Annotated in this window: 17 protein-coding genes, 1 pseudogene and 1 riboswitch; of the genes and pseudogenes, 7 read left to right on the top strand and 11 right to left on the bottom strand. The window is 74.3% G+C overall.

What is annotated here, in order from left to right; all coding sequences use genetic code 11:
* The first annotated feature begins 108 nt into the window (after nt 1-108).
* A complete protein-coding gene (locus LUW87_RS03035; RefSeq protein WP_232669597.1) occupies nt 109-1,710 on the top strand; it encodes an MBG domain-containing protein in 1,602 nt (533 codons plus the stop codon).
* Nucleotides 1,711-1,809: 99 nt separating this feature from the next.
* Here the strand turns inward: LUW87_RS03035 and LUW87_RS18620 are convergent, their stop codons facing one another.
* Together LUW87_RS18620 and LUW87_RS03030 are read right to left on the bottom strand one after the other, a co-directional pair.
* Nucleotides 1,810-1,935, bottom strand: coding sequence for a hypothetical protein (locus LUW87_RS18620; RefSeq protein ID WP_283250860.1), 126 nt, complete (start codon nt 1,933-1,935; stop codon nt 1,810-1,812).
* Nucleotides 1,936-1,954: 19 nt separating this feature from the next.
* Complete coding sequence (locus tag LUW87_RS03030) at nt 1,955-2,542, bottom strand: hypothetical protein (protein ID WP_232669596.1); 588 nt, start codon at nt 2,540-2,542, stop codon at nt 1,955-1,957.
* A gap of 340 nt (nt 2,543-2,882) precedes the next feature.
* Between LUW87_RS03030 and LUW87_RS03025 the strand changes: the two genes are divergently transcribed.
* Nucleotides 2,883-3,374, top strand: coding sequence for a pyridoxamine 5'-phosphate oxidase family protein (locus tag LUW87_RS03025; protein ID WP_232669595.1), 492 nt, complete (start codon nt 2,883-2,885; stop codon nt 3,372-3,374).
* 446 nt (nt 3,375-3,820) lie between these two features.
* Here LUW87_RS03025 and LUW87_RS03020 read toward each other — a convergent pair whose 3' ends face one another.
* The 6 genes from LUW87_RS03020 to LUW87_RS02995 all read right to left on the bottom strand — a co-directional run bounded on the left by LUW87_RS03020 (nt 3,821) and on the right by LUW87_RS02995 (nt 12,576).
* Nucleotides 3,821-5,419, bottom strand: coding sequence for a glycosyltransferase (locus LUW87_RS03020; protein WP_232669594.1), 1,599 nt, complete (start codon nt 5,417-5,419; stop codon nt 3,821-3,823).
* A gap of 277 nt (nt 5,420-5,696) precedes the next feature.
* Entirely contained in the window at nt 5,697-6,761 is a 1,065-nt protein-coding gene (locus LUW87_RS19030; RefSeq protein WP_232669593.1) for an ABC transporter ATP-binding protein, read from the bottom strand.
* A 1-nt stretch (nt 6,762) separates the two neighbouring features.
* Nucleotides 6,763-8,514: an ABC transporter permease gene (locus tag LUW87_RS03010; protein WP_232669592.1), complete on the bottom strand. Its 1,752-nt coding sequence runs from the start codon at nt 8,512-8,514 to the stop codon at nt 6,763-6,765.
* Nucleotides 8,515-8,568: 54 nt separating this feature from the next.
* On the bottom strand, nt 8,569-9,801 hold the full coding sequence (locus LUW87_RS03005) for a thiamine ABC transporter substrate-binding protein (RefSeq protein ID WP_232669591.1): 1,233 nt from the start codon (nt 9,799-9,801) through the stop codon (nt 8,569-8,571).
* 32 nt (nt 9,802-9,833) lie between these two features.
* Nucleotides 9,834-10,634, bottom strand: coding sequence for a thiamine diphosphokinase (locus LUW87_RS03000; protein WP_232669590.1), 801 nt, complete (start codon nt 10,632-10,634; stop codon nt 9,834-9,836).
* 121 nt (nt 10,635-10,755) lie between these two features.
* A riboswitch (TPP riboswitch) is annotated at nt 10,756-10,869 on the bottom strand.
* Nucleotides 10,870-11,517: 648 nt separating this feature from the next.
* Entirely contained in the window at nt 11,518-12,576 is a 1,059-nt protein-coding gene (locus tag LUW87_RS02995) for a hypothetical protein (RefSeq protein ID WP_232669589.1), read from the bottom strand.
* 224 nt (nt 12,577-12,800) lie between these two features.
* Here LUW87_RS02995 and LUW87_RS19025 point away from each other — a divergent pair.
* Together LUW87_RS19025 and LUW87_RS19020 are read left to right on the top strand one after the other, a co-directional pair.
* Nucleotides 12,801-13,022: pseudogene (locus tag LUW87_RS19025) on the top strand (EAL domain-containing protein); the annotation flags it as partial.
* Nucleotides 13,023-13,075: 53 nt separating this feature from the next.
* Complete coding sequence (locus tag LUW87_RS19020) at nt 13,076-13,189, top strand: EAL domain-containing protein (RefSeq protein WP_346742416.1); 114 nt, start codon at nt 13,076-13,078, stop codon at nt 13,187-13,189.
* Nucleotides 13,190-13,822: 633 nt separating this feature from the next.
* Here LUW87_RS19020 and LUW87_RS02985 read toward each other — a convergent pair.
* Complete coding sequence (locus LUW87_RS02985; RefSeq protein WP_232669587.1) at nt 13,823-14,944, bottom strand: baeRF2 domain-containing protein; 1,122 nt, start codon at nt 14,942-14,944, stop codon at nt 13,823-13,825.
* Between the two features lie 43 nt (nt 14,945-14,987).
* On the opposite strand from LUW87_RS02985, the gene LUW87_RS02980 reads away from it, so the two are divergent.
* Nucleotides 14,988-16,607, top strand: a complete 1,620-nt coding sequence (locus LUW87_RS02980; protein ID WP_232669586.1) for an alpha/beta hydrolase — start codon at nt 14,988-14,990, stop codon at nt 16,605-16,607.
* A gap of 22 nt (nt 16,608-16,629) precedes the next feature.
* Here LUW87_RS02980 and LUW87_RS02975 read toward each other — a convergent pair whose 3' ends face one another.
* On the bottom strand, nt 16,630-17,982 hold the full coding sequence (locus tag LUW87_RS02975; protein ID WP_232669585.1) for an ABC transporter permease: 1,353 nt from the start codon (nt 17,980-17,982) through the stop codon (nt 16,630-16,632).
* On the bottom strand, nt 17,979-19,307 hold the full coding sequence (locus LUW87_RS02970) for an ATP-binding cassette domain-containing protein (RefSeq protein WP_232669584.1): 1,329 nt from the start codon (nt 19,305-19,307) through the stop codon (nt 17,979-17,981). Before LUW87_RS02970 ends, LUW87_RS02975 begins: the two co-directional genes overlap by 4 nt.
* 477 nt (nt 19,308-19,784) lie before the next feature.
* On the opposite strand from LUW87_RS02970, the gene LUW87_RS02965 reads away from it, so the two are divergent.
* Both LUW87_RS02965 and LUW87_RS02960 read left to right on the top strand, forming a co-directional pair.
* A complete protein-coding gene (locus tag LUW87_RS02965) occupies nt 19,785-21,545 on the top strand; it encodes an SLC13 family permease (protein ID WP_232669583.1) in 1,761 nt (586 codons plus the stop codon).
* A gap of 324 nt (nt 21,546-21,869) precedes the next feature.
* Nucleotides 21,870-23,018, top strand: a complete 1,149-nt coding sequence (locus tag LUW87_RS02960) for an SGNH/GDSL hydrolase family protein (protein WP_232669582.1) — start codon at nt 21,870-21,872, stop codon at nt 23,016-23,018.
* Nucleotides 23,019-23,258 lie beyond the last annotated feature (240 nt).

Below are 23,258 nucleotides of genomic sequence, written 5' to 3'. Positions count from 1 at the left end.
GGTGCGTGGGTGCGCGGGTGGGGGTGGGCGACGTGGTAGGCACAGGGGCGCCGCGGCGAGCGGGAAACCGCCGCGAGCCACTGGACAACCGATCGACAAGGACGCCTCGTGCCCCACCTCCACCTTCCTCGTGCCAGCGCGCGGCTCATCGCCGCCGCGCTGCTGGTCCTGGCCGCCACCACGACGATGCTCGTCGGCACCAGCCGTCCGGCCGACGCCAACGGCCTGCCGCACCCCACCACCACCGCCGTGTCGTGCCCCGACGCCGACACCTACGGCAGCCCGTCGACGTGCACCATCACCGTCACCGACATCGCCCCGGGCTGGATGGGCGCCAAGAAGGTCCCCACCGGCACCGCCTACGTGGACACGATCCTCAACCGCCTCGACGTGCAGGGCTCGCCGTGCACGCTCGCCGGCATCAGCGACCGGGCCGCCTCCTGCGACGTCACCGTCACCCCCACCGACCTGGGCCACATCGCACCGGGTGCGGTCTACGTGCCGTCGGGGAGCTTCCTTCCGTCGCTCGGGGCCACCGTGATCTACGCCGACCCGGCGCCGCTCACCATCACCGCCGACGACCTGTCCCGCGCCTACGGCGCCGACAACCCCGAGCTCACGGTCTCCTACGCCGGCTTCGTGCTCGGCGAGGGCCCCGCCGACCTCGACGGCACCCTCGCGTGCACCACCACCGCCGTGCTCGAGAGCCCGGTCGGCGGGTACCCGATCGCCTGCGACGGCCTCACCACCACCAACTACGACATCGACTGGATCGACGGCACCCTCGACGTCACCGCCGCCGACCTCACCATCACCGTCGACGACGACACCCGCGTGTACGGCGCCGACAACCCGGACTTCACGGTCTCCTACGCCGGCTTCGTGCTCGGCGAGGGCCCCGCCGACCTCGACGGCACCCTCACCTGCACCACCACCGCCGTGACCGACAGTGCGGTCGGCGGGTACCCGATCGCCTGCGACGGCCTCACCACCACCAACTACGACATCGACTGGATCGACGGCACCCTCGACGTCACCGCCGCCGACCTCACCATCACCGCCCAGGACGCCCAGCGGGTGACCGGCGTGGCCAACCCGAGCTTCTCCGTCTCCTACGCCGGCTTCGTGGCCGGTGACGACGCCGCCGACCTCGACGGCACCCTCGCCTGCACCACCACCGCCGTGCTGGCGTCGCCCGTCGGCGACTACCCCATCACCTGCGACGGGCTCACCTCCACCAACTACGACATCGCCTGGGTCGACGGCACCCTCGAGGTGCTGGCCGCCCCCACCGGCGAGGTGGTCGACGACTCGAACCTGGTCCCCGGCGGTGACATCGACATCGACACCGGCGGTTGGATGCCGGGCACCACCGTCACCGTCACCGTCTGCGGCATCGAGGTCGGCACCGCCGTCGTCGACGCCGACGGCCGGGTGCGAGCCACCTTCCCCCTGCCCGCCGACCTCCCCGTCGGCGAGTGCGAGGTGGTCATCTCGGGCACCGATGCCGCCGGTGAGCCCTACAGCGAGGTGCTCGGCATCACCGTGGCCGCCGCTCCCACCCCACCGGCTCCCGCCCCGGTCACGCCGGCCGGCGTGCTGCCCTACACCGGCGGCATCGTGACGCCGCTGGTCGCCTTCGGCGGCCTCGTGCTCGCCGCCGGCGCCGCCCTGGTGGCGCTGTTCCGCCGCCGCCTCGCCCAAGCCTGACCCCGGGTCGACCCTCCTGAGGGACGACCCACCTGAGACGACACGACGGCCGGCCTCCTCGGAGGCCGGCCGTTCCGCGCCGCGCATGGTCCACCCGCCTCACCCGACCGGCACCGCTTCCTGCATCCGTTCGGCGTGCTCCAGCGCGACGATTCGATGCAAGAAGCCCGCCAGAACCGCTTCCTGCATGGGTTCGGCGTGCTCCAGCGCGACGATCTCATGCAAGAAAGAGATTGCGGGAGGGTCAGGCGGGGTCGGACACCAGGTCCAGGAGGCAGGGCTTGGAGCGCTCGATCTCGTCGCCGAGGAGGCGTTCGAGCAGGTTGCCGCCGAACGACCCGCCGTAGTGGAGGTTCATGACGAGCCGGCTGGCGGCGCCGCCCTCGAGGGGAACGATGGTGGCGTCGAGGACCCACGGCGAGTGCTCCCGCCCGTCCGTCTCTCGGCGTTCGAAGCGCAGGTGATCGGCCTCGTCGACGGTGCGCACCATGCGGAGACGCTTGGAGCGGGCCAGCGGGCCGAGCGTGGCCCGCAGCTCCACCGACCACGCCGGCGGCTCGTCGGTGTCGGCTGAACCGTCGCCGTCGCCGTCGCTGTCGCCGTCGCCGACGCCGCCCGATCCGGTTGAACGGTCGGCGTCGCCGGAGCCACCCGGGCCGGCAGGAGCATCCAGGGCGCCGGGGAGGTCCGGATCGGCAGAGTGGCCGACGGCGGCCTCACGCTCGGCGCGGGGAACGATGGAGAGCCAGGCCGGGTAGCGCTCGAGGTCGTCGACCCACTGGCGGAGCCGGTCGGGCGGGCAGGGGGCGTCGAGCGAGGCGTTCACGTCCATCGCCACCGAGTCTGCCCGCTCCCCCGCCGCGGACCGGACATCACCGGACGTCCACCCGCCCCACGGCACGGACAGGCCACCGCTGTGCGTGCACCCGCCCCCGGCGCGAGCCGGACATCGCTGTGCGTGCACCCGCCCCCGGCGCGACCCGGACACTGCCCAGACGTCCACCCGCCCCACGGCGCGGGCCGGATATCGCCGGGCATCCCCCCACCGAGGGCCGGACACCGCCGGATGTCGAACCCCTCCGCTCTCAGACCCGACACGGCCGGGTCCCACCGAGCCTGGCGAGGCGGAGGCCTCGACGGCGCCTGTCCCAGGGGCTGGCGATGATGGAGAGATGGCTTCCTGGCAGATGTTCCACGACGAGGCGCCGGAGCTGGCCGACAGGGTCCGCGCCCGCTTCGCCGCCAACACCCACCACGTGCTCGGCACCCTCCGGGCCGACGGCACGCCCCGGCTCAGCGGTACCGAGGTGCACTTCTGGGGCGACGACGTGGTCGCCGGGTCCATGTGGCAGGCCCGCAAGGCCCTCGACCTGCAGCGCGATCCCCGCTGCGCGGTGCACGCCAACCCGTCGGACCGCCACATGGTCGGCGGCGACGCCAAGTTCGACGCCCACGCCGAGGAGGTCACCGGCGCCGAGCACGCCGCCTTCTACGAATCGCTCGGTGGCCCCGACGGCACGGAGGGACCGCCGGCCGACGAGAGCCACCTGTTCCGCTTCGACCTGCGCCAGGTCATCCTCACCGAGGTCAACCCCGATGCCGGCACCCTCACCGTCAACCTGTGGCAGCCGGGTGAGGGGGTGCGCCAGATGACCCGCACCTGACGCCGGGTCGCGGCCAGTCGCTGCGGGCAGCCCACCGGCAACCGCGACAAGCGCTGCCGTGGAACCCCGCCAGCAGCCCACCCCGACCACGACAAGCGCTGCCGTGGAACCCCGCCAGCAGCCCACCCCGACCACGACAAGCGCTGCCGTGGAACCGCGCCAGCAGCCCACCCCGACCACGACAAGCGCTGCCGTGGAACCCCGCCAGCAGCCCACCCCACGACCCCACGACCCCACGACCCCACGACCCGCACGACCCGCACGACCCGCACGACCCGCACGACCCGCACGACCCGCACGACCCGCACGACCCGCGCGACGAGCGAAGCTCGGTCCGCCGACCCATGCCGGGCTGACGTCGCCGGGCACCCTGTTCGGGCCCGAGATCGGCTCACACCGTCGGCCTCGGGCCTGGCCGACGGGCACTGTTGGCGACGCGGCGGGGATCAGCCCTGGGGGGCCTCCTCCCGCCACTGCTCGCGGACCTCGGCCACGTGGGCCAACAAGGCCTGCACGGCCACGTGGGGTGCGGCGGCCTCGGCCGGGGTGCCGGCGAGGTCGACCCGTTCGGGCACACCCCAGGCCCCCGTCCACGCCTCCACGAGCGCAGCCGCCAGCTGACTCGGCGAACCGGCCGGCACCACGGTGCCGGTGCGCCCCGGCTCCACCAGCGAGGCGGTGCCGGACTTGGACGAGGCGATGACGGGCACGCCGGCGGCCAAGGCCTGCAGCGCCACCTCGTCGACGTCGTCGAACAGGGGCGGCACCACGACAGCCACCGCTCGGGCGGCGATGGCCACCAGGTCGCCACCACCGAGCGGCTCCCCCGGACCCTCCGGCACCGGCGCGCCGAGGGCGCCGGCCACCGTCGCCCGGGAGCTGCTGTCGTGGATGTCCGACCCCTTGGCCGCATTCCCGCCCGCGGAGCCCGAGCCGGAGCGGCGCACGTTGCCGGACGACGCATCGTCGTCGACCGCGCCTGCGCCACCCGGGCCCGATGCCTGGGCGGAATCGGGGTCGGCGCCCTCGGAGGGATCGGCGTCGCGGGCCGCCCGGCGGCGCATGTCGGCCTTGGTGCGCGGTGGGCGCCGCTCGATGGTGCGGTCGAGGCCGAGGAGCTCGCCCACGTGGGTGACCAGACGTCCCTGGTCGCGCCACTCGGCGCGCCAGTCGGCCAGGAGCATGCGGTCGACCGGCCCGGCCAGCACGATGGCCAGGTCCGGCGCCTGGCGCCAGGCGATCGGCAACGCCGCGGCGAGGGTGATGGCCCCGTGGCGCAGGTCGAGGGGCCCGCAGAGGGCGAGGTACCGGCGCGGCAGGCCGCGCCGACGGGCGCCGGTGTCGGGCTGCACCGGCATCGGTGGCGCCAGCACAGTGGCCTCCACCCCGAGCTCGTCGAGCACGGCGTCGGCCACCACCGCACTGGAGGCGTAGACCGCCTGGGCCTGGGTGAGGACCTTCTGTTGGTCGGCCACCATGCGGCGCCGGTGCGGGGAGTTGTCCTCGTCGGCCACCCGCCACGCCTCGGGAGCGCTGGTGGCCCGCACGATGTGGGGGCGACTGCGCCGGGCCGGCACGAACAGCCCGGCCAAGCCGGCCTCGGTGGAGATGGCGGCCTGGAAAGGGGCCTCCTTCTGACGATCCTCGACCGCGGCGCCGAGATCGCGAGCCTCGCTCTGGCGCTCGAAGTACTGGCGCCGTTCCTGCATGCGGGTGCTGGCCAGGAGCTCGCGACGGTTGGTGGCCTTGCGCAGCCCGGCGGCCAGGATGGACCGGTCGAGGATGCGCTCAACGCCCTCGGCGAGCGGCATGCCGGGAGGCGGCACACCGCGAGGCACCCGGTGCACCAGGATGCCGTCGTCGTCGAGGGGGCCGGCTTCGTCGGCCGGGCAGAACACCTCCGGGGTCCAACCCGCCTCCAGCAGGGCCACGCAGAGCCGTTCGGCGTGCAGCGCCTCGGCGCCGGGGTCGTCCTCGGTGGTGGGCCACTCGGGGGTGACCACGGCGATGCGCCGGGCCGGCTCGTGCACCCCGGTCTCTCCCATCCCGCCGACGCTACCGGCCCCCTGTGACCGTCCGGCCCGCACCGCCTCCTCGCCGGACCCCGAGGCGCGACCCGGGCCCCTCGCCCGGTCCAGCCTCCCCTCCAGTGCACGGACCGCCCAGACCATGGGGTGGCTCGAGAGAAGACCATCACCCCTGAGGAAGCCACCCCCACACCGACGCGCCCCCCACCCGCGGCAGACGCGTACCCCCGGGCGCGAGGACGGCACCGGTCCAGCCACCCTCTCCAGCACGCCGGACCGCCCGAAACCCGGGGGATCAGGGGAAGGCCACGACCCCCGAGGGGTCGACCGCCACGCCCACTCGCTCGCCCACCCGGGGCAGACCCGGACCCCCGGGGGCGAGGACGGCGCCGGTGGCCACGCTGGCCTCCAGCACCGACCCGTCGGTCAGGCGGACGCGCACCTCGGCCCGTGCGCCGGTGAAGACCACCGCCTCCACCACCCCGACTCCCCGCTCCCCGGCAACCGGTGTCGGGCCGCCCGGCGCTCGCGCCTCGACGCCCCCGACCGCAGGCGCCGCCTGGTCGGGCAGGGCGGTCAGCTCCACGGCGTCGGGGCGGACGAGGTGGTCGTCGTCGACGTTGGCGAAGCCCAAGAAGCGGGCCACCGACGCGGTGGCGGGACGGGTCCACACCTCGGCCGGGGACCCGATTTGGGCGATGCGGCCCTCGTCCATCACCACCACGCGGTCGGCCATGCCCAGGGCCTCGCCCTGGTCGTGGGTGACGTGCAGCACGGTGGTGCCGAGCGTCCGGAACAGCTCGGCCATCTCGGGCAACAGCCGGTCGCGCAGGCTGCGGTCGAGGGCGCCCAGGGGCTCGTCGAGCAGCAGCACCCCGGGGGCCGGGGCCAGGGCGCGGGCCAGCGCCACGCGCTGCTGCTCGCCGCCCGACAGCGGGGCCACGGCCCGAGACTCCCAGCCCGCCAGGCCCACCATGTCGAGGACCTCGGCCACCCGGCGGCGCTGCTCGTCCTTGGACCGGCCCAGCATGCGCAGGCCGAAGGCCACGTTGGCGCCCACGTCGCGGTGCGGGAACAGGGCGTAGTCCTGGAACATGAGCCCGACGCCACGCCGGTGGGCCGGCAGCGCGGTGACGTCGACCCCGTCGAGGAGGACGCGACCCGAGGTGGGGCTCTGCAGGCCGGCGACGCCGCGCAGCACGGTGGTCTTGCCGCACCCCGACGGTCCGAGGAGAGCCACCACCTCGCCGGCGGCCACGTCGAGGGTGACGTCGTCGACCGCCGGGCGCTCCGCGTCGGGGAAGCGGACGGTGAGGTGGTCGACGGTGAGGGTGGCGGGAGCAGCGGGGGCGGCAGGCACGTCAGAACTCCGAGGCGCCGGCGGGCCGGAGCCGATCGATGACCAGCACGACGACCACGGTGAGGGCCATCAAGATGGTGGACAGGGCCATGGCCTGACCGAACTCGAGGGGGCCGGGCCGACCGAGGAAACGGTAGATGGCCACCGGCAGGGTGGGCCGGTCCACCTGGACGAGGAACACGGTGGCGCCGAACTCCCCCAGCGAGACGGCGAAGGCGAAGCCGGCGGCGGCGGCCAGGGCCCGGCCGACGACAGGCAGGTCGACCTCTCGCCACACCCGCCACGGCGACGCCCCGAGGGTGCCGGCGGCTTCGCGCAAGGCCGGGTCGATGGCCCGCAGGGCGGGCACCACCAGGCGGATCACGAACGGGAGGGCCACGATGGCATGGGCGAGGGGGATCAGCCACAGCGAGTCGCGCAGGTCGAGGGGTGGTTCGTCGAGGGCGATGAGGAAGCCGAAGCCCACCGTCACCGCCGAGGTGCCCAGCGGGATCATCAGCGCCGTGTCGACCCACCGCCACGCGCCCGGCCCCCGCCGTAGCGGCCGCCCCCGGGACGTGCCCCGGTCCCGTCCCCGGTCCGCGCTGGCGACCTCCACCGCCGCGGGGTCCGCGCTCCCGACCTCCACCGCCGCAGGGTCCCCGTTCCGGCCCGCACCCCCGGCGATGGCCCAGGCGGCGAGGGCGCCGAGGACCACCGCCACCACGGTGGCGCCGCTGGCGAACAGCAGCGAGTTGGCGATGGCCTCCACCGGGGCCACGAACGACGTGGAGCCCCGGGGGTTGGTGGACAGCGCCCGGTAGAAGTCGGTGCCCCATCCGCCGCCGGGCACCCGGAACGAGCGCACCACCAGCACCCCGAGCGGCAGCACCAACAGCACCGCCATGACCGCCAGGTTGGCGGCGAGGAAGGCACGGGCCCGCCAACCGCGCACGGGGCGGGCCGTCTCGGCCGCCGACCGGGGCCGCAGCGCCACGGCGCGCCGTTCCTGGGTACGGGCGAACCAGGCCAGCGTGGCCACCACGAACACCAGCTGCACCAGGGCCAGCCCGGCGGCGACGTCGAGGGCGAGGAACTGGGTCGTCTGCTCGTAGATCTCGACCTCGAGGGTGCGGTGGCGGGTGCCGCCCAGCACGAGCACCACCCCGAACGAGGTGAAGGTGAAGAGGAACACGATGGAGGCAGCGGCCGCCACCGCCGGGCGCAGGAGGGGCCAGGTCACCTCGAGGAAGGTGCGCCACGGCGGGGCGCCGAGCACCCGGGCGGCATCGACCACGTCGGGGTCGAGGGAGGCCCAGAACCCGCCGACGGTGCGCACCACGACGGCGTAGTTGAAGAAGACGTGGGCGATGAGGATGGCCCACACGGTGCCGGAGAGGTCGAGGCCGAGCACCCCGGTGGGGCCGATCACGCCGAGGAAGGCGATGCCCACGACCACCGTCGGCAGCACGAAGGGCACCACCAACGCCGCCCAGATCACCCGTTTGCCGGTGAAGGAGTAGCGGGCGAACAGGGCGGCGCCGGGCAGGCCCACCAGCAGGGTGAGCACGGTGGAGGCCACCGCCTGCCACAGCGTGAACCAGGCGACGCGGCGGATGACCGGGTCGGTGACGACGTCGGCGATGGGGCTGAGGTCCCACTGGCCCTCGGGGCGCAGGCCCCGCACCACGATGGCGGTGACGGGCCACACGAAGAACACCCCGAGGAACGCCAGCGGCAGCGCCGCCAGCCCCCATCGCCAACGTGCGCTCACCGTGCGCTCAACGCCCGGTCAGCGAGGTCGTCGCCGGCGGGCCGGCTGCGGCGGTCACCGGAAGATGCCGGCCCACTGCTGCACCCAGCGCTCGGTGTTGGCGGCCACCTCGGCCGGCGGCACCGTCAGCGGGTCGGACACCTCGGCGGTGAAGGTCTCGAAGACCTCCGGCAGGGCGGCCTCGTCGTTGACCGGGTACACGTACATCTGCTCGGGCACGTCCTCCTGGAACGGCACCGAGATCATGAAGTCGATGAGGGCCTCGGCGGCGCCCCGTTCGGTGGTGCCCCGCAGGATGCCGGCGTACTCGACCTGGCGGTAGCAGGTGTCGACCACGGTGCCGGTGGGGGCCTCGTCGACAGGGATGGAGGGATCGGTGACCTCGGCGGGCGGGCTGGAGGCGTAGCTCACCACCAGCGGGCGGGGGCCCTGGCCCTCCGAGCCGGAGAAGTCGGTGTAGTAGGCGGTGGACCACGAGTCGGCCACCTGCACCCCGTTGTCCTGCAGCTGGCGCCAGTAGTCGAGCCAGGGGGCGTCGTCACCGGTGACGTCGCCGCCGCCCATCTCGGCGATGGTGCCCAGCAGGAAGGCGAGACCGGGGCTCGACGACGACGGGTCCTGCACCACCAGCAGGTCGCGATAGGCGGGGTCGACCAGGTCCTCGAACCCGGTCGGCAGGGCCAGGCCCTCGTCCTCGAACCAGGTCCGGTCGTAGTTCACGCACACGTCGCCGTAGTCGACCGGGGTGACCACGCCGCCGGCATCCGCGGTGAAGGCGGGGTCGATGTCGGCCAGGCCCTCAGGTTCGTAGGACTCGAAGATGTCGGCCTCCACGGCCCGGGTGAGGGTGTTGCCGTCCACCCCGAACAGCACGTCGCCCTGAGGGTTGCCGGCGGTGAGGACGGCCTGGTTGACCAGGGTGACGGCGTCGCCACCGAGGACCAGCTCGACCTCGACGTTGGTGGACTGGGTGAACTGGTCGAGCACCTCTTCGCTGACGGCGAAGGAGTCGTGGGCCAACAGCCGCACGGTGGTGCCGTCGGGGAACACCCCACCTTCGGGGGTGGAGAGGGCGGGGCCGACCTCGGCGTCGCCGGCGTCGTCGTCGGCCGGGCTGGAGCAGGCGGCCAGCACCATCACCAGGGTGGTGAGCAGGGCCACGACGACCGCGGCACGGCGGGGTCGGCGACGTCGGGTGGGGTCCGGATCGGCGGCCGGGCCGGCGGCCGGGCCGGGGGCCGGGACCGGGCCGGCGGTGGAGGCGGGACGGGGGGCGGGGGACGGCATGGGGCTCCTCGGGTGGGGATGGGGCCGGACGGTCACGGTCGCCGTCCGGCGGGGTTGTGGGGTTGGCTGGGATCGATCGGGTCGTCGCCGGACCCGGTCGAGTCGGTGGACGCAGACGGTCCGGTGGACCCGGACGGGTCAGGGGACCCGGGCGAGTCGCTGGACCCGGCGAGCGGCCGCGACGGGACGGGGTCCGCGTCGCAGCCCGGACGCACGACGAGGAGGCAGCCGCCGGTGAGGCGCACCTCGGCCTCGTCGGCGGTCATCTCGTTGGACACCCCTCGGGTCGTGCCCTCGACGAGGGTCTCCATGTCGAGGGGGAAGCCCAGCCCGCTGGTGCTCACGCCCTCGGCGGGACCGTTCACGGGGAGCAGGGTGACGAGGTCGCCCGGACGTCCCCGAAAGCGGGTCGGCACCCACGGCCGGGCCACGTGCACCCGGGCGTCGCCCATGACCCCGTCGATGACGAGGTTGGCGTAGCGCGGTGAGGCCAGCAGCAGGGCGTTGCCGAGGAAGTGGTCGAGGCGGCCGCCGTGGCCGCCGAGGACGACGACGCGCAGGGCGCCGAGCTCCACGGCGGCGTCGAGGGCCAGCTCGAGGTCGGTGGCGTCCTTGGCCACCGGGTGGCGCTGGACGTGGGTGCCCGCCGCTTCCACGCCGGCGAGCACGGCGGCCTCGACCGAGTCGAAGTCGCCGACGGCGTGGTCGATGCCGAGGCCGAGCCGCAGGGCGTGCTCGATGCCGGAGTCGGCGGCGACCACGGGGGCGTCGTCGGGCACGTCGGCGAGCATGTCGGCGACGAGGTCCACGTCGGGCGCCTCGCCTCCGGTCACCACCACCACGGTGCGCCGGTCGTGCCCGGGCAGCGGCTGCTCGGCCGGATCGGCCGGATCGGCAGGGTGCCTCGGTGAAGTGGGTTGGTGCATGGGCGGCTCGAGTCCGACGAGAACACGGGCACGCGTGAACCGAACCTCCCTGCGCCGGCATGACCCGGATCAGGTTCGAACGGTCGGAGGGGATCTGCCCCTCCCTCTCAGCCCGGCTCCCCGGGCTCCCGTGTTCGTCGACGACCGTAGCGCACGTCGACGGCGGCGCCACCCCGACGCGGCCGAGCTACCCGCTGGACCGCCGCCGGACGACCTCGCCCCCACCTCCCGTGAGCCGGCTCAGCGTCGATCGACGGGCCCACCGTCGAGCGGCACGTGGCGCGGCGGGGAACGGTCGAGGGCCGACCCGGGCGACCGGTCGCGTTGGCCGGTGCGGCCGACTCCGTCCGGTCTGGGCGATGATCACACCACCGAGGTGGTCACCGCCCACGCCCTGGCCGACCTGGTCACCGCCATGGTGCAGGGGCGCGAGGTGGTGGTGCCGGCCCAGGTCGTGCTCGACGGGGAGCTCGGTGGGCTGGTCGGCGTGGGCGCGGTGCCGGTGGCCCTCGGGGCCCGGGGCTGGACCGACGCCGTCGACGTCGAGCTGGCCGCCGACGAGCGAACGGCGCTGGAGACCGCCGTGGCCCTGGGCTCCCGGCCACCGCTGACCCGCACCATCGCCACCGCACAGACCCGCAGCCTCGGAGGCCGCCGCGCGGACCGGCACGAGCGGAGTCCGACCCTGGCAGTCGGGGGTGCAGGGCACCGCCGGCGGCCGGGTCGATCGGTGGCCCGGGGTTCGCGGGCCCTGGGTGGCAAGACCTTGCCGGAGGCCCCGCCGAGCCCCTCAGCGGGGGGTGATCCGGCCGACCAGCGCTCGGGGGATGTACAGCGCGCCGTCGAGGCACCGGGGGATGATGGCTCGGGCGAGTCCGAAGGGGTCGACCAGAGCGACCAGTCGACAGCCCGGAGCGCTTCGCTGGTCCGGGCGGTGGCCACCGTCCGACGCGTCCCGCCCGTCCCGGATGGCCCGCCCGCTCGACGCGTACGGCCCGTCCGAACCGCTCCGCTCCTTCGGGGTGGCCTCGTCGTCGGGGGCCCGATCGGCGCTCGACGGCGCGGGCATCTGCTTGCCGTGCTCCGCACCGGCGTCGCCCGCCCCGCCCATCGACCGGTCGCTCGGCGACCCCGCCAGCGGCTCAGCTGGCGTTTCGGCCGGCGGTTCGGCCGGGCGGCCGCCGCCCCCTGCGGGCCCGGGCTCGGCCCCGGCGATGGCCTGCCCGGCGGCAGGCGAGGGGGCGATCTCACCGCGGCGACCGACGAGGGCGCTCACCGTGTCGGCCAGCACCTCGGTGACCTCCTGCAGCTCCCGCCGCAGCGACTCGGCCGCTTGGGCGGCCATTCGGGCTCGCTGCCACGGGTCGGCCACCGCGGCCAGCTGTGCGGCCAACGACCCCTCCTCGGCAACGGGTGCGTCTTCCCCTGGTACCACGGGAGCGTCCGCCGACCCCTCGGCGACCGGCACGGGTCCGCCCGACCCTTGGGGAGCCGCTGCCGGCCGCCCGGCCACGGGCACCGAATCGCCGGCGCCCGGGGCGGCACCCGTGGGACCGGTGACGGTGGGCTCTTCCCTCTCAGAGCTCGCAGGTGGCGTCCTCCCCCACCCACCGGGCTCGTCCGCCACGTCGGGGGTGCCGGCCTCGTCCGCCACGTCGGGGGTGCCGGCCTCGTCCGCGACACCGGGCTCCTGCGCCACGTCGGGGGTGCCGGCCTCGTCCGCGACACCGGGCTCGTCCGCCACGTCGGGGGCATCGGGCTCCTCCCCGAGGTCGGGGGCGTCGGGACCGGTGCCGTCCGGATGCTCCTCGACGGTCATGGCGTCGCCGGTCTCGGCCCGACGCGACACCCCAACCGAGGGGCGGGGGACGACGGCAGCGGCTCGACCATGACCCGGTCAAGGTACCGGTCCACCCCGATCACCGCATCGCGGGTGCGAGACGCCACCACGGTCCAGCCGAAGTGCGGTCGTCACGTGCGGCGCGGGCAGAGTGACGTGCTGCGCGGGTAGACGCGATCGGTCCGCACCACGTCCTGACCTGCGACACCACGCTGGTCTTGGCGCAGGTGTCGATGGAGCAGCTCACCTTCGAGGTCATCGAGACCGAGCACATCAGCGACATCCCCCACCTGCGGTCGATCGTCGACCGCTACCGCGAGATGGGAGCCCAGGTGGCCCTCGACGACGTCGGTTCGGGCCATGCCTCGCTCGACGTGGCCGAGCAGCTCCGACCCGACGTCATCGAGCTCGACGGCGCCGTGGTGCGCGGCGCGCTCGACGACGACCGGGCGCGCGCCTTCGTGAGCGAGCGGTCGCGTTCGGTCGCACCGGTGACCCGCCGTTCACCGTGCTGGCCGAAGGGGTGGAGACCGCCGAGCAGCTCGATGTGGTGCGCGAGGTCGGCGTGGACCTGGTCCAGGGCTGGCACCTCGGTCGCCCGGAGCCCGCACCTCGACCGTGATCCCACCGGCGAGGATCCGTCGAACCCGGTGCGACCCTCGCCGATGCCGGCGGTACGATTGGCGGGCATGACGGCTGGCCATCGCTCGGGCCCGCCCACGGCCGCCGACGCCGGGGACGGTTGGGAGGTCGTCGAGGAGGGACCCCTGGCCGACGAGCTGCGCGACGAGCTCTGGCGGGAGGCCGGCCCCACGCACCTGCTGCACCGCAGCCCGGCTCGGGCCATGGCCCGCTGCACGCAGTGCGGCATGGTGGCCTTCCATGTCGGCCAGGGCGCGTTCGTGCTCGTGGAGCTGACCTGGTCCGGCCACGAGGAGGAGCCGCCGCTCCCGGCGCTCACCCAGCTGCCGTCGTTCGACGCCCTGCGCGAGACCATGGCCCGCCACCGCCACTGGTGACCCGGGACGAAAGGCGGCCCGTCACCTCCTGACCGACGCCGCGCACGGCGTGCCGGCGGACCGGCCGACCGGCCGACCGGCCGATCGGCCCATGGGCCATCTGACGGACCGGCGGACCCGCCGACGGACTGCCCGACTGTCGGCGCGACCTGCTCGCCGACCAACGGGAACGGCTGACCGGCCGACCGATCGACCGACCAGCGGGAAGGGTCGACCGGCCACTCGCCGGCGAGGGATCAGCCGCGCAGGAGGGCGGCCAGTCCGGCCCGGGGGGCGTTGGGGCCGTGGGCGGGCACCAGGTGCACCTCGGCGCCGGTGCGCAACGCCGCCCAGATGGTGGCGTCGACCAGCGGGACCTCCACCGGGTGGAGTCCCAGCTCGGTGAGCGGGGCACCGTCCGGGGCCAGCTGGCCGGTGGCGAGGTCGACGCACGCGGTGCGATCGTCGGCGTCGTCGACCGCCACCAACAGCACCTCGACCCGACCCTGGCTGAGCATCTCCATGGTCTGCACCGGCCCGTCGGCGGCGGCGCCGGGGCCCCCGGCGTTGCGGGCCGCGCCGAAGCGGTCCAACAGCTCGACGGTGTCGGCCGCGGCCACGGTGGCGAGCAGCTTCTCGACGTCGTGGGCAACGGCCTCGAAGGGGTCGGCGTCGTTGCGGCCGGCCCCGTGGACCACCTCGAGCACGTCGGCCAGCTCCGCCGAGGCGTGCTCGGTGAGGAACTGCACCGCCCGCTCGTCGCCGACCACGACCACCAGCCGGGCGCCCACCTCGCTACGGAGGCGTTCGACGGTGTCGGCCACCTCGGCGGCGTTGTGCTCCCAGGTGTTCTCGGCGCGCTGCTGGAAGCGGCGCTGGGACCAGCCGCCGGGGGCGCTGCGGGCGATGTTGCCGGTGTCGCCGTCGACGCTCGCCTCGTCGGTGGCCCCGGTCGGGCCGACCACGAGGATGTCGGCGCCCACCCGGTCGGTGACCACCACCAGGTGGGGGACGGCCGCCTGGCGGGCCACGAGCAGCGGCGTCAGCCGCGGCAACGCGCCGACGTGGGCCCGGGCGCCATCGACCTCGTCGGCCATGGGCACCAGGGCCACATCGTCGCCCCTGCCGTAGAGCACCACGCTGTGCCCTTCGGCATGGAGAGCGGGGTCGGCGGTGGCGGCATCGAGGGCCGCCAACGTCTCGGCCGGCGCCGACTCGGCGACCTGGTCGCGGACGTTCTTCCATTCGAGCCGCAGTCGCTCGCGGGCCTCGTCGGTGGCGCTGGGTGTGGGCAGCCACACCGTCGTCACCGGTCCGGAGGGCTCGAGCCACGGCTCGAAGTCGAACGTGAGGGACTCGCTGGTGGGAAGGGGTGCCATGTCGGGTTCCTACCCCGCGGATCGGTCCTGTCAGACTCCGACCATGCCCCGTGACCGAAGCCTGATCGTCGCCCTCCTCGTCGTGGCCGCACTGGTGGTCGGAGCCGTCTGGCCGACCCCCGACGACGGCAGCCGATCCGGGGTCGGGTCGGACCGCCCCGAGTCGACCGAGATCGCCTGGGAGGCGTGCACCGTCACCGACGAGGACGACCCCGACATCCGGGCCTCGATGGAGGCGGTCTTCGCCGACTACCAGTGTGCCATCGTCGTCGTGCCGGTCGACTACGACGACCCCACACGCGGCACCCTCGAGCTGTTCGTGCAGATGCGCCCGGCTCCCGCGGCGGACCCCATCGGCCCGTTGTTCGTGAACCAGGGCGGGCCGGGCGCGTCGGCGGCCGCCTACACGGCCACCTTCGCCACCTACGCCGAGCTCGACCGCTTCGACATCGTGGGCATGGACCCCCGGGGCACCGGGCGCTCCACCCACCTGGACTGCGGGGACACCCCCCTGCCCAGCAGCGAGCCGCAACCCCCGGGCGACGACCCCGGCACCCTCACCGCCTTCGAGGAGGAGGTGGTGGCCTTCGCCGAGGCCTGCGCGTCGGACCCGAACCTCGACGCCTTCGGTTCCAACTCCGCCGCCCGCGACATGGATCGCCTGCGGGAGCTGATGGGGGCCGAGCAGATCACCTACCACGGCAAGTCCTACGGCTCGGACCTGGGCACCGCCTACGCCAGCTCGTTCCCGGAGCGGCTCCGGGCGGGCGTGTTCGACGGGGTCAGCGACCTGACCCTCGACCCGGTGGACTTCGTGGCCCAGCAGACCAACGCCGGGCAGGCGCTGGTCGACGGCTACCTGCAGCGCTGCGCCGAGGCGGCGGCCACCGCCGACCCGTGCGCGTGGACGCAGGGCCAGGAGCCCGATGCGGCCTGGGCGGCGCTGCTCGACCGCCTCGAGGACGAACCCGTCGTCGACGCCGACACCGGCGACGAGCTCACCGCCGGCGGCCTGCGCGAATGGGCCAACGACTTCGTCGGCGCCCCCGACGAGATGCGCACCGCCGCGCTCGATGCGCTGGTGCTCGACGGCGAGATCGAGGACCTGGTGGTCGAGGACCTGGCGGAGTCCGACCCGGACCTGGCCACGGCGTTCGTGGCCATCACCTGCCTCGACCTGCCCATCGACGACTACCGCGACGCGTTCGCCCGCCTCGACGCCCAGGTGGGTGACATCCCACCCGATCCGCTGTTCACCCTCGCCGCCTGCGCCCACTGGCCGGCGGCCGATCCCATCACCGTCACCGAGGCCGACGGGGCCGGCCCGATCCTGGTCGTCGGCACCACCGGCGACGTGCCCACCCCGTACGCGTCGGCGGAGAGCCTGGCCGACCACCTGGCCACCGCCACGCTGCTCACCTGGGAGGCGGAGTCGCACACCGCGTTCCTGGCGAGCGTCTGCGTGCTCGACGAGGTGCTCACCTTCCTGGTCGACCTCACCCTCCCGGCGGCGGGCACGGTGTGCCGCGACCCCAACCGGTTCCTCGACCCGGGCGCCGTCGAGGGCCTGGCCGCCGACGACCTCGACGCCGACAACCTCGACGAACTCGACCCCGGGGACCTCGGCTTCGAGGACCCCGACCTCGACCTCATCCCCTCGTAGCCCCTCCGACGCCCACCGGGGCTCAGCCGGCCGAGGAGCGCAGGACCTCGGCGAGGTGGAGGCGTTCGCCGGTGCGCACGATGGCCCGGCGGTAGACCACCGACGCGAAGCGGACGGCCACGGCCACCGTCGCCACGCCGAGCGCCAGCGAGAGCAGCACGCCGGCGAGCCCCACCTCGTCGAGCGCCACCCGGGCGGGCATGACCATGGCCGAGGTCAGCGGCAGGTACGACAGCACGATGCCGAGCGTGCTGCCCGAGGCGAACTGGCCGACGAGGTAGCCGCCGATGAGGACGACGGTGATGGGCCCCACCGTGCTGCCCACGTCCTCGGCCCGGGCCACCAGCGCCCCGAGGGCACCGGCCACGCTGAGGTACAGGGCGATGGAGACCAGAGCGAACGCCACGCTGACGACGAGGGTGGGGCCGGTGCCCGGCGGCACGCTGCCCCCGAGCACGAGGCGCGCCACCAGGGGCAGGGTGCCGACCACGATGGTGGCCAGCCCGATGAGGCCCACCCCCACGACCTTGCCGAACAGCAGCGCCCGGGGCGACACCACGGCGAGCAGGACCTCGCTCACCCGGTTGGACTTCTCCACGGCCACGCCGTTCGCGACCTGCATGGCCAGGAACATCAACAACAGGTAGACGGCGAGGCTGGAGGCCAGGGCCACCCCCTGGCGCCCCCCTTGCTCGGTGTCGAGGATCTCGACGCTGACGGGGGCCGCGCCGGTGACCTGGGCGATGTCGGCCTCGGGCACGCCGGCGTCGGTGAGGAGCTCCGTGGTGGTGACGACCTGGGCGCTCTGGCGCAGGGCGGCGAGGAGGCGCTGGTCGCTGTCGTCGTCGGTGAGGATGGTGATGCCTTCGGCGCCGAACACCACGGCGGCGTCGGCGTCGCCATCGCTCACCAGGGCCACCGCGGGGTCGGTGCTCTCGGGGTCGGTGGACGCGCCGGACGGGTCGGCGGTCGGGGGTTCTGCACCCGCTGGAGCGCTGGTCGGGGGTTCGCCGGCTGCGGGCGCACTCGTCGGGGGTTCTCCGCCCGCGGGTGCACCGGTCGGGGGGTTCCCGTCGGCGGCCGCCATCTCGGCGGCCGGGGTGACGGTGATGGTGAGATCGACGGCGGGACCCACCTCGGCCACGACCTCGTCGAACCCGGGCGGCACGTCCCCGGCGGTGACGACGGTGCGGTCGTCGTCGGGGTCGGTCGAGAGGATCTCGGGCAGCACCACCGCGGCCACCGAGGCGGCGAAGAGCACCGCCATGGTGATCCACACCGACTTGCGGCGGGCTGCTTCGCGCAGCTCGCGTCCGGCGACGAGCCAGAGCGCGGCGCCGTCGCCGATGCCGTCGTGACGCACCTCGGCACTCATGAGCCCTCCCCCTCGTCGCCGAGGCCTTCGCCGAGCCGCGGCGCCTGGCCGGACGGTGGGCGCCCCGCCCGCCCCGGACCGGGATGGGACCCGTCGCCCGGCCCGTCACCCGATTCTCCGATCGGCCCGACATCCGAGTCCCCGACCGGCTCCGCCCCCGGCCCGTCACCCGATTCTCCGACCAGCCCGTCACCCCGCTCGTCGACGGACCCGTCGGGCGCGACCTCGTCGGTCGCCGACGCGGGGCTGTCACCGTCCCGAGCGTCACCGTCCCGAGCGTCACCGTCCCGAGCGTCACCGTCCCGAGCGTCACCGTCCCGCGTGTCTCCGTCGCGGGTGCCGCCGCCGGTCGATCCGGTGGCGGGACGGTCCTCGTCGGAACCGTCGACCTCGACGCGGCGGCGACCGACGGCAGAGAGGAAGAGCTCGGACAGCGATGGCGCCTCCACCCCGAAGTCGGCGATGGGGCGGTGGCCGCGCACCACGTCGAGCACGGCGAGGGCGTCGGCCCCCGGCTCGAGGCGCAGGCGGGTGCCGGTGCCGTCGACCCGGCTCACCTCGGCGGGGACGCCGTCGAGCCAGCCGGAGTCGACCTCGCCGTCGAGGCGGAGGAAGCGATCGGGGCTGGCCGCCTTGAGCGCGGCGACGTCGCCCTCGAGCACGACCCGGCCCTGGTCGAGCATGGTGATGGTCTGGCAGAGGTCCTCCACCAGGTCGAGCTGGTGGCTGGAGAACAACAGGTGTCGACCGGCGGCGACGTGGTCGAGCACGACCTCGGAGAGGAACTCGACGGCTGTGGGATCGAGGCCGGCGAAGGGCTCGTCGAGCACCAACAGGTCGGGTTCGTGGACCATGGCGGCGGCCAGCTGCACTCGCTGGGCCATGCCGCCGGAGAGGTCGCCCACGTTGGCGTCGGCCCGGTCGTCGAGGCCGAGGCGGCCGAGCAGGTCCATGGCCCGGTCGGTGGCCTGGCGCCGGTCGACGCCGTGCAGCCGGGCGATCCACACCAGGTGGTCGAGCACCCGCATCTCCCGGTAGAGCCCCCGCTCCTGGGGCATGTAGCCCCAGCGGCTGCGGTCACCGGCGACGACCGGCCGTCCCAGCCAGCTCACCGTGCCGCCCTGGGGGGTCACCACCCCGAAGATCACCCGCATGAGCGTGGTCTTGCCGGCCCCGTTGGGTCCGAGCAGGCCGATGACCGCGCCGGGGGGCACCACCAGGTCGACGTCGTCGAGCACCACTCGGTCGCCGAAGCGGTGGCGTACGCCGCGCACGGCCAGCCCGGCATCGGGGTCGGCGTCGAAGGGGGCCGAGGATGGCGTCACTGCGCCGGAGGAACCGGGAGCGGGGGTGGCTGGGCTCGAGTCCGTGGGATCGGACCGTGGCGTAGGCGATGCGGTCGACATGGGCTCCTTCCGTCCGCCGGCGTCCAGATCGGCGGACGCCCCCATGGTGGCGCGGTGCCGTCGACCCCGCTCACCGGACCCACACCCACCCTCCGTCCCCCTGCCTCCCTTTGCCCCTCCCCCCTGACCAACTTCCCCTGGCCAACTCCCCTGGCCAACTCCCCTGGCCAACCTGTCAGGAAACGGCGTCACCCCCCGACGCCCTAACCCGACACCTACGCAACTGGGCTCGACCGGTTCGGTTCGTTCGACACGTCGGCACGGCGGCACGGCGGCACGGCGGCACGGCCGTCCTGATCGGCCCCGGCGGGCGGTGACGTGGCAATCCACCCAAAGATGGCAATGTCGACCGAGATTTCCGACAATGCGGGCTGACCTGGGGTAACGTCGCCCGCCGTGTCCGCTGACGCCGTCGCCACCCTCGTCGTGCTGGTGGTGATGTTCGCCCTGTTGGCCACCGACCGCTTCCCACCGTCGGGGGTCCTGCTCGGGGGTCTGGGCGTGCTGGTGCTCGGTGGCGTGGTCGACCCGGCGGAGGGCTTCTCCGGCTTCGCCAACCAGGCCCCGCTCACCGTGGCCGCCCTCTACGTGGTGGCGGCCGGCGCCCGCCGAACCGGCCTGCTGGCCGGGGTGACGGCCCGCCTCCTCGGCGGGTCGGGCGGCCGGGACTCACTGGTGCGCCTGTGCCTGCCCGCCTCGGGGCTGTCGGCGGTGTTCAACAACACGCCGCTGGTGGCCATGTTGTTGTCCGAGGTGGCCAGCTGGGCCCGCTCCAAGCGCCTCCCCGTCAGCCGGTTCCTCATGCCGCTGTCGTTCGCCGCCATCCTGGGCGGCACCGTCACCCTCATCGGCACGTCCACCAACCTGGTGGTCTCCGGTGTGCTGCAACAGCAGGGCCTCGAGCCGTTCGGCCTGTTCGAGCTCACCCCGGTGGGCCTGCCCGTCGCCGTGGTCGGCCTGGCCGTGCTCATCGTGGTGGCCGTGCGCTGGATCCCCGACCGCTCCGACCCCGCCCTCGAGGCCATGAGCGCCCTGCGTGAGTACGCCCTGCACCTGGTCATCGAGCCGGGCGGGCCGCTGGTGGGCACATCGGTGAGCGACGCCGGGCTGCGCAACCTCAAGGGCGTCTACCTGGCCGACATCGTGCGGGGCGAGCGCCACCTCGGGCCCGTCTCCCCCGACGAGGTGTTCGAGGGCGGCGACCTGTTGATCTTCGTGGGCGACGTCACCGACGTGCTCGACCTGCGGGCCCGTCCCGGGTTGGCCCCACCCGGCGAGCAGGCCGAGGTGCTGGCCCAGGCCCGCGAGCCGCAGTACTTCGAGGCGGTCGTGGGGCGCGAGTCGCCGCTGGTGGGTCGCACCCTCAAGGAGGTCGGCGGCCGCACCGGCTACCGGGCCGCGGCGGTGGCCATCCACCGGGCCGGCTCCACGGTCGAGGGCAAGCTCGGCGACGTCGACCTGCACGCCGGCGACACGCTGGTGCTGCTGGCCGGCAGCGACCTGCGCACGGCCCGCCGGGCGGTCGAGGACTTCCTGGTGATCTCGCCGCTCAGCCACACGGTGCCGGTGATCGGCAAGGGCGCCAAGTGGGTGGCGCTGTCGTTGCTGGCCTTCGTGGTGCTGGCCACCACCGAGGTCGTCAGCGTGTTCGAGGCCTCGTTGGTGGCCGCCGCCGTCGTGGTGGCCACCCAGGTGGTGAGCTTCGCCGAGGCCAAGCGCTCCATCGACCTCGACGTGGTGCTGATGATCGCCGCGTCGCTCGGCATCGGGGTGGCGGTGGAGACCTCGGGGCTGGCTCGCGACATCGCCGATCTGGCCACCGACAGCCTCGGTGGTCTCGGCACGCTGGGCATCGTGCTCGGCATCCTGCTCACCACCCAGGCCCTCACCGAGATCGTCACCAACAACGCAGCGGCGGCCGTCGTCGCCCCCATCGCCCTGCTCAGCGCCCAGTCGGTCGGCCTCGACCCCCGGGTGATGGCCGTCGGGGTGGCGGTGGTGGCGTCGTGCTCGTTCCTGACCCCCATCGGCTACCAGACCAACGCCATGGTCTACGGCCCCGGCGGGTACCGCTTCGCCGACTTCGTGCGGGTGGGTGGGGTGATCAGCGTGGTGGTGCTGGCCACCACCACGACCATGGTCATGCTCCTCGGCTGACGTCGCCGGGACGAGACCGCGGCCGGCCTCGACCCGACGAGCGGCGCCGGCCTCCGCGCCACCACCGCTCCTGATCCGCACCCGCTCGCCACCGAGGCGACCCGCTCTCGATGTGACGGATGACCGGACCCGACCGGGCCGCGGTCCTTGTCCGGTTCACCGCGCGAGGGACAGAATTCTGCCATGAGATTGCCAGCGCCCGGCGGGGGCGCTGCATGGTGGCCATGGCGGAGATCTCCAGCGGCCCGACGGCGGTATCCCCTGCCCGATCACGTCCGGGACCGATCAGCTCTGCGGCCACGCGGCCGCCGCACCGCCACGGGGGTGCTCGCCCTGCTCGCCGTGGGGGTGCTCGCAGCGTGCGAGCCCGAGCCCTACGTCGGTCACCCGACCGCCCCGAAGATGGCCGTGGTGGGCGACAGCCTCACCCTCGACATCGAGGACGCCGCCATCGACCGGTTCACCGACGACGGATGGGCCGTCTCGGTCACCGCCTTCGGCGGCTACACGTTGCGCGACCACCAAGACACCCTCCAGCGGGCGGTGGGCACCGGACCCGAGGTGCTGGTCGTGGCCCTGGGCAGCAACGACATCCGCGAGTTCGCCATCGGGCACCAGGACCTCGGGGGGTACCGCGATCTGGTGCGCGCCACGCTGGCGACGGCCCGCGACGTGCCCTGCGTGGTGTGGGTGGGGGTCAACACCACCAGCGGCTACTGGGGCCCCGGCGGTGACCACGTGGTCTACGGCCCGTGGGTCAACCTCATGACGTCGGTCGAGATCACGGCGTCGGGGCGGGCGCCCGGGCGCACGTTCCTCGCCGACTGGGCGAGCCGGTCGGCCGGTCGCCACGACTACTTCGTCGCCCCGGGCGACGTGCACCACACGTCGAGGGGTTCACGCGCCTTCTTGGACCTGATCGCCGACACCGTGGCCCAGTGCCCACCGCGCGCCACGCTGGCGAACCTCGACGCCGTGGTGGCCCGCGCCGACAGCGTCACCGTGGCCGGATGGGCCAAGGACCAGTCCGATCCCCATCGGCCGACGCAGGTGGAGATCGTCGTCGACGGACGACTGGTCGCCACCGTGCCCGCCGATGGCCGCCGATCGGACGTGGCGCGGGTGTTCCCCCATCTGGGCGCCCACACCGGCTTCTCGGCCACGGTGCCCGCCGAACCCGGGCTCCGACGGGTCTGCGCCCGGGCCGTCGACAGCACCGGGGCTCGCGCCCGGCCCTTGGGTTGTGCCACCGTCACCGTGCCCGAGCCACCGACCACGAGCAGCACCACCACGACCACGACCATCCCCGAGCCGTCGACGACCACGACCACGACCACGACCACGGTGGAGGCTCCCACGACCACGACCAGCACCAGCGTCCCCGAGCCGTCGACGACATCGACCACGGCGGAAGCCGGGTCGCCCGCGATCTCCGACGACGTCTCCGGGGAGCCCGGAACGCAGGCGCCCTAGCGGGTCAGGCCCCGGCCACGCGCCGGGTCCGGCGCCCGGGAACCCGAAACGCAGTGGCCCCGCCCGCCATGCCCCCAGCCACCCGCCGGGTCCGGCGCCCGGGAACCCGAAACGCAGTGGCCCCGCGCGTCAGGCCCCAGCCACCCGCCGGGTCCGGTGCCCGGGAACCCGAAACGCAGTGGCCCCGCGCGCCATGCCCCCAGCCACCCACCGGGTCCGGCGCCCGGGAACCCGAGACGC

The sequence above is a fragment of the Rhabdothermincola salaria genome (assembly GCF_021246445.1).
GTDB classification, from domain to species: domain Bacteria; phylum Actinomycetota; class Acidimicrobiia; order Acidimicrobiales; family Acidimicrobilacustridaceae; genus Rhabdothermincola_A; species Rhabdothermincola_A salaria.
This window is presented reverse-complemented; position numbering and strand designations above follow the sequence as displayed.

Excerpts from the sequence above, each read along its gene's own strand:
- LUW87_RS03020 (WP_232669594.1), bottom strand. The coding sequence starts at position 5,419 with ATGGGAGAGACCGGGGTGCACGAGCCGGCCCGGCGCATCGCCGTGGTC.
- LUW87_RS03005 (WP_232669591.1), bottom strand. The coding sequence starts at position 9,801 with ATGCCGTCCCCCGCCCCCCGTCCCGCCTCCACCGCCGGCCCGGTCCCG.
- LUW87_RS02975 (WP_232669585.1), bottom strand. The coding sequence starts at position 17,982 with ATGAGTGCCGAGGTGCGTCACGACGGCATCGGCGACGGCGCCGCGCTC.
- LUW87_RS03030 (WP_232669596.1), bottom strand. The coding sequence starts at position 2,542 with ATGGACGTGAACGCCTCGCTCGACGCCCCCTGCCCGCCCGACCGGCTC.
- LUW87_RS02980 (WP_232669586.1), top strand. The coding sequence starts at position 14,988 with ATGCCCCGTGACCGAAGCCTGATCGTCGCCCTCCTCGTCGTGGCCGCA.
- LUW87_RS03025 (WP_232669595.1), top strand. The coding sequence starts at position 2,883 with ATGGCTTCCTGGCAGATGTTCCACGACGAGGCGCCGGAGCTGGCCGAC.
- LUW87_RS02985 (WP_232669587.1), bottom strand. The coding sequence starts at position 14,944 with ATGGCACCCCTTCCCACCAGCGAGTCCCTCACGTTCGACTTCGAGCCG.